The sequence below is a fragment of the uncultured Stenotrophomonas sp. genome, assembly GCF_963519925.1.
GTDB lineage: Bacteria > Pseudomonadota > Gammaproteobacteria > Xanthomonadales > Xanthomonadaceae > Stenotrophomonas > Stenotrophomonas maltophilia_AE.
The window spans coordinates 1-5,029 of sequence record NZ_CAUQPH010000195.1 but is presented as its reverse complement, the minus strand read 5'-3'; the positions used below and the strand labels follow the sequence as shown (position 1 = coordinate 5,029).

The window sequence follows — 5,029 nt, the reverse complement described above, 5'->3', positions numbered from 1 at the left end:
GGCCCGGTCACCGTGAGCACCTTGCCGCCGGCAGCACCGGTGGCCGCCGCGCGTCCGCTGCCGAGCGCAGTACACAGCGCGCCGGCCGCGGTCCCGGCGCCGTCGCTGCAGCAGCAGGTCGGCAACGTGCTGCTGCAGGTGGCCAGCTTCGCCAGCCGCGAAAACGCCACCAAGGCGCTGGGCCAGCTGTCCTCGGCGGGCATCGAGGGCGCCAGCATCAGCGACATCGTCAGCGGCGGTCGTACCCTGTGGCGCCTGCGCGTGCCGGCGACCGACCATGCCACGGCCTCGGAACTTGCCGGCCGCATTGCCGGTCTGGGATTCGGGTCGCCGCAGATCGTCAAAGAGTAAACGGCCTACAATGGCCCACCCCTGTACCCCCCTTGGCGCCCTTCTGGAGCTTGCTGTCCGATGAAATTCCGCTTTGCCGCTGCTGCCCTGGCCACGACGCTGTTCGTGGGCATGGTCTCCGCCCAGACCCCCTTGCCGACCCCGGCTCCGGCACCCGCGCCTGCTGCGGCCGCCCCGGCAACCGTGGCTACCCCGCCTGCGCCCAAGCCCAGCGTGGCCAAGGCCTGGATCCTGATGGACTACGCCACCGGCCAGGTGCTGGCGGGCGAGAACATCAATGAACAGCTGGCGCCGGCCAGCATCACCAAGGTGATGACCTCGTACGTGGTCGCCGCCGAAGTGAAGAACGGCAAGGTCCGCAACGACGACCAGGTGATGATGAGCGAGCGCGCCTGGCGCGAAGGCGGCGCAGGCACCGACGGCAGCTACAGCGGCTTCCCGGTCAACCAGACCGCACGCCTGGAAGACATGGAAAAGGGCATGGCGATCCAGTCGGGCAACGACGCGGCGATCGCCCTGGCCGAACACGTGGCTGGCAGCGAGGAGGCGTTCGCCTCGCTGATGAACAGCTACGCCGCCAAGATCGGCATGAAGGACTCGCACTTCGTCAACGCCCACGGCCTGAGCGCCGAAGGCCACCGCACCACCGCCTACGACCTGGCGCTGCTGGGCCGTGCGTTCGTGCGCGACTACCCGGAAACCTATGCCTACAACAAGGTGAAGGAATTCACCGTGGGCAGCATCACCCAGCCCAACCGCAACCTGCTGCTGTGGCGCGACCAGAGCGTGGACGGCATCAAGACCGGGCACACCTCCGAAGCCGGATACTGCCTGATGAGTTCGGCGCAGCGCGGCGACCAGCGCCTGATCGCGGTGGTGCTGGGCGGTGCCTCTGAAAAGCAGCGCGCCGATGACAGCCTGGCGCTGCTCAACTGGGGCTTCCGCTTCTTCGAAACCCATCGCATGTACGAGCCGGGCAAGGCCGTGGCCGAACACAAGGTGTGGAAGGGCAAGGCCGACACGCTGCAGCTGGGCGTGGCCCAGCCGCTGCTGGTGAGCGTGCCGCGCGGCCGCTACAACGACCTCAAGCCGAGCATCGACGTGCCCAAGACCCTGGAAGCGCCGTTCACCGCGGGCCAGCAGGTCGGCACGCTGAAGGTCACCCTGGACGGCAAGGTGGTGGCCCAGGCCCCGCTGGTGGCGGTGGCCGCGGTGGAAGAAGCCGGCTTCTTCAAGCGGCTGTGGGACAGCTTCTGGATGTGGTGGGAATCGGAATAACGGTTCCTTGGTTCGTCCTGGAAATGCAAAAAAAAGACCGGCTCGCGCCGGTCTTTTTTCTTTTCGGTGTGCCCACCAACGGTGGGCACCTACCCGCAGATCGCTATAGCGATCTGCTGATCGTGAACGACCCGTAGATCGGCGACTGGTCCTGCAGGTCGAACTCGCGGGTGCTGTGGTAGCGGGCGAGGGCGAACTTCCAGCGGTTGTACATCACCGCCAGGCCGTAGCCGCCCTGGGCGACCCAGTTGCGCTTGTCCACGCTGTGGCTGTTGCGGAAGGTGTTGCCATCCAGGGTGATGTCCCGGATCACCCAGGCCGCGTCGGTGGTGGCGAACAGGTGGAACGACCAGCCGGTCGGCTTGCCGCCGCGGGTCGGCGCGGTGTTTTCCCCGGCCGGGCGCAGCGGCGTGCTGCCGAAGTCGTCGGGCAGCTTCCAGCCGACGCGGACTTCGCCGCCGGCGTTGAGGTGGGTGGCCAGGTTGCCGACCGCACCGCCGTAGTGGCTGATCGCATCCCAGCCCCAGCCCGCCAGGTTGTCCTCGGCATCGCCCCAGCGGTGCATGCGTTCATGGGTGAGCATGATCACCGGCTCGTTGTGCAGCTGGTTGTCCCAGCCCTGGAATTTCTCGTCTCCGAGCAGGTCGTGCACGGCGTCCTGGACTTCCTCGCCCAGCGCCCACGGCCCGACCACGCCTAGGGTCAGCTGGGTGGTCTGCAGGTAATCGCCGCGGCGGGCGTTGTAGCCGAAGCTGCCCACCAGCACGCCGGCGTAGGGACGGTCGTCCTCGATCACGTCGCGGCGGGTGAAATCCTTGGGGGTGTAGATCTGCTGGGCGAAGCTGAAGAGCATGTTCTGCTGCTCGAACTCGCCGGGCGCAAGGCGTTCCAGGTGGCGGTTGACCCAGCGGGCCAGGCGCGGCAGGCAGGGGTCGTCGGTGTAGTCGACCAGGTTGGGCGACACCAGGGTGATCTGCGCCCCGTTGGTATAGCCCTGGTCCTGGTCCGCGCCGCCGAACAGGTCGTTGTCGACGCGGAAGTTGACCTGGGGCGGGTGCTCGCGCATGGCGTCGGGCCCGCATTGGTCGGCGGCCTGCGCCGCAGGGGCGGCAGCGGCAATGACACCGGCAAGGGCGGCCGGCAACGCGTATCGCTTGAGGAGCATAAGGTTCCCGCTTGTGGTTTATTCATTTTTAAGCGGGAGCAGGGTATTCAGCGCGTGATGCCCTGACCAGCGCCGCGCACGCACTGGAGCGTCTTGTTCGTGAAGACCGATTTTCACGTAGCGTTGGGCGCAGCTGTGGCCACGTTCGCGCAGCGCTTGGGTTCAGACGCAACCGTCCCCATAATCGCGGTCATGGAAATCAAGTCTGACAATCCCGAACACGGCTTCCAGTTCCCCGGTCAATTCGAGCTCAGCGCGATGGGCCCGGCGAACAGGGGGCTGGAACATGAGCTTCCTGCCCTGCTGATGAACGCCGGCATCGACGTGGTGAAAGAGCGGATCAGCTGGAAAACCTCGTCCAACGGCAAGTACGTGTCGGTGCGGCTGGTGTTCAAGGCCGAAAGCCGTGAACAGTACGACGCCGCGCACGAAGCCCTGCGCGAACATCCGGAAGTGAAGTGGACGCTGTAGAAACCTGTGCGCTGGACGCCGCTGCCCCCGGGCAGCGGGCGGCGCGCGCGGCCATCGTGCGCGACCTGGGGCGCCAGCCCTACGCGCCGGTCTGGCATGCAATGCAGCGTTTCACGGATGCACGTACCGACGACACCCCGGACGAACTGTGGGTGGTCGAGCACGATCCGGTGTTCACCCTCGGCCAGGCCGGCAAGGACGAGCACGTGCTGGCGCCGGGCGACATCCCGGTGCTGCACGTGGACCGCGGCGGCCAGGTGACCTATCACGGGCCGGGCCAGATCGTGGTCTACCCGCTGCTGCAGTTGCGCCGGCTGGGCATCGGGGTGCGCGATTACGTGTGCCGGATCGAGCAGGCGATCATCGATACGCTGGCCGAATGGAATATCGGGGCTGAACGCCGGGACGGGGCGCCGGGGGTGTACGTGGGCGGGGCCAAGGTGGCCGCGCTGGGCATCCGGGTCCGCCGGGGCTGCACCTTCCACGGCCTGGCCTTCAACGTGGCGATGGACCTGGAACCGTTCCACCGCATCAACCCCTGCGGCTACCAAGGGCTGCAGGTCACCTCGATGGTAGACTTGGGGGGACCGTCCGGCATGGCGGCCGTCACGCCGGTACTGCTGGGCCACCTGGCCCGCCAGTTCGGCCTGGACCTCCAGCCTGCCGCGGACCTGCCCGATCTGACAGACCATGACTGAATCCACTGCTCGCATCATTCCCCTGCAGGTCGTGCAGGGCGACACGCCGTCCGCCGCGCCGTTGCAGGCGGGGGTCAAACAGCTGGGCGGCGACAAGATCGGCCGCTCGCCGGTGCAGTTCGCCGACGCGCCGGTGCTGCGCAAGCCATCGTGGATCCGGGTGCGGATCCCGTCGGGCAATGCGGTGCAGACGCTGAAGGCGAAGCTGCGCGAGAACCGCCTGGTCACGGTCTGCGAAGAGGCGAGCTGCCCGAACATCCATGAGTGCTTCAGCCATGGCACGGCCACGTTCATGATCCTCGGCGAGGTCTGCACGCGCCGCTGCTCGTTCTGCGACGTGGCCCACGGGCGACCGAAGCCGCCGGACGCGGGCGAGCCGGCCAGCCTGGCCCAGACCGTGGCCGACATGGGCCTGAAGTACGTGGTGGTGACCAGCGTGGACCGCGACGACCTGCGCGACGGCGGTGCCCAGCACTTCGCCGACTGCATCGGGGCGATCCGGGCGAAGTCGCCGAACACCCGCATCGAGGTGCTGACCCCGGACTTCCGTGGCAAGGGCCGCATGGAGCGGGCGCTGGACATCCTGGCGACCAATCCGCCGGACGTGTTCAACCACAACATCGAAACCGTGCCCGACCTTTACCGCAATGTGCGGCCGGGCGCGGATTACCAGTGGTCGCTGACCCTGCTGAAGAACTTCAAGGCGCAGCACCCGTCGATCGCGACCAAGTCGGGCATCATGCTCGGCCTGGGCGAGGACATGGAGCAGGTGCGGGCGACCATGCGCGACCTGCGCGCGCACGACGTGGACATGATCACCATCGGCCAGTACCTGCAGCCGACCGCGCACCACCACCCGGTGCTGCGCTACTGGACGCCCGAGGAATACAAGGAACTGGAGCTTTACGGCTACGAGCTGGGCTTCAGCCACGTGGCCTCCGGCCCGATGGTGCGCTCGTCGTACCACGCCGACGTGCAGGCCAAGGGCGCTGGCGTCGCCTGAAAAGCGGCTGCCGGTGGGGCGAGCGCGGGGCCGCCGTGCCCTTGTGGGCGAATTTCCCCCGGC

At 67.6% G+C, this 5,029-nt stretch carries 6 protein-coding genes; 5 read left to right on the top strand and 1 reads right to left on the bottom strand.

Annotated features, from left to right (window positions below; genetic code table 11):
* Nucleotides 1-351, top strand: a 351-nt coding sequence (locus RWO33_RS19075) for an SPOR domain-containing protein (protein ID WP_314106874.1), incomplete at its 5' end; no start/stop codon positions are given.
* 60 nt (nucleotides 352-411) lie between these two features.
* The gene (locus RWO33_RS19070; protein WP_145479168.1) at nucleotides 412-1,629 is read left to right on the top strand and encodes a D-alanyl-D-alanine carboxypeptidase family protein; all 1,218 of its coding nucleotides are present in this window, start codon (nucleotides 412-414) and stop codon (nucleotides 1,627-1,629) included.
* A 103-nt stretch (nucleotides 1,630-1,732) separates the two neighbouring features.
* Here RWO33_RS19070 and RWO33_RS19065 read toward each other — a convergent pair whose 3' ends face one another.
* The gene (locus tag RWO33_RS19065; RefSeq protein ID WP_314106872.1) at nucleotides 1,733-2,794 is read right to left on the bottom strand and encodes a lipid A deacylase LpxR family protein; all 1,062 of its coding nucleotides are present in this window, start codon (nucleotides 2,792-2,794) and stop codon (nucleotides 1,733-1,735) included.
* Nucleotides 2,795-2,986: 192 nt separating this feature from the next.
* Here RWO33_RS19065 and RWO33_RS19060 point away from each other — a divergent pair, with 192 nt between their 5' ends.
* From RWO33_RS19060 to lipA, 3 genes are read left to right on the top strand one after another with little or no spacing between them, the layout of a single operon-like run.
* The gene (locus RWO33_RS19060) at nucleotides 2,987-3,265 is read left to right on the top strand and encodes a DUF493 family protein (RefSeq protein WP_145479170.1); all 279 of its coding nucleotides are present in this window, start codon (nucleotides 2,987-2,989) and stop codon (nucleotides 3,263-3,265) included.
* Nucleotides 3,266-3,276: 11 nt separating this feature from the next.
* A complete protein-coding gene (gene lipB / locus RWO33_RS19055; protein ID WP_314106877.1) occupies nucleotides 3,277-3,963 on the top strand; it encodes a lipoyl(octanoyl) transferase LipB in 687 nt (228 codons plus the stop codon).
* A complete protein-coding gene (gene lipA, locus RWO33_RS19050; protein WP_314106868.1) occupies nucleotides 3,956-4,966 on the top strand; it encodes a lipoyl synthase in 1,011 nt (336 codons plus the stop codon). Before lipB ends, lipA begins: the two co-directional genes overlap by 8 nt.
* Nucleotides 4,967-5,029: the final 63 nt, after the last annotated feature.

What these genes read in the sequence shown, in the direction of transcription:
- RWO33_RS19060 (WP_145479170.1), top strand. Translation starts at nt 2,987, where the DNA reads ATGGAAATCAAGTCTGACAATCCCGAACACGGCTTCCAGTTCCCCGGT.
- RWO33_RS19065 (WP_314106872.1), bottom strand. Translation starts at nt 2,794, where the DNA reads ATGCTCCTCAAGCGATACGCGTTGCCGGCCGCCCTTGCCGGTGTCATT.
- lipA (WP_314106868.1), top strand. Translation starts at nt 3,956, where the DNA reads ATGACTGAATCCACTGCTCGCATCATTCCCCTGCAGGTCGTGCAGGGC.
- RWO33_RS19070 (WP_145479168.1), top strand. Translation starts at nt 412, where the DNA reads ATGAAATTCCGCTTTGCCGCTGCTGCCCTGGCCACGACGCTGTTCGTG.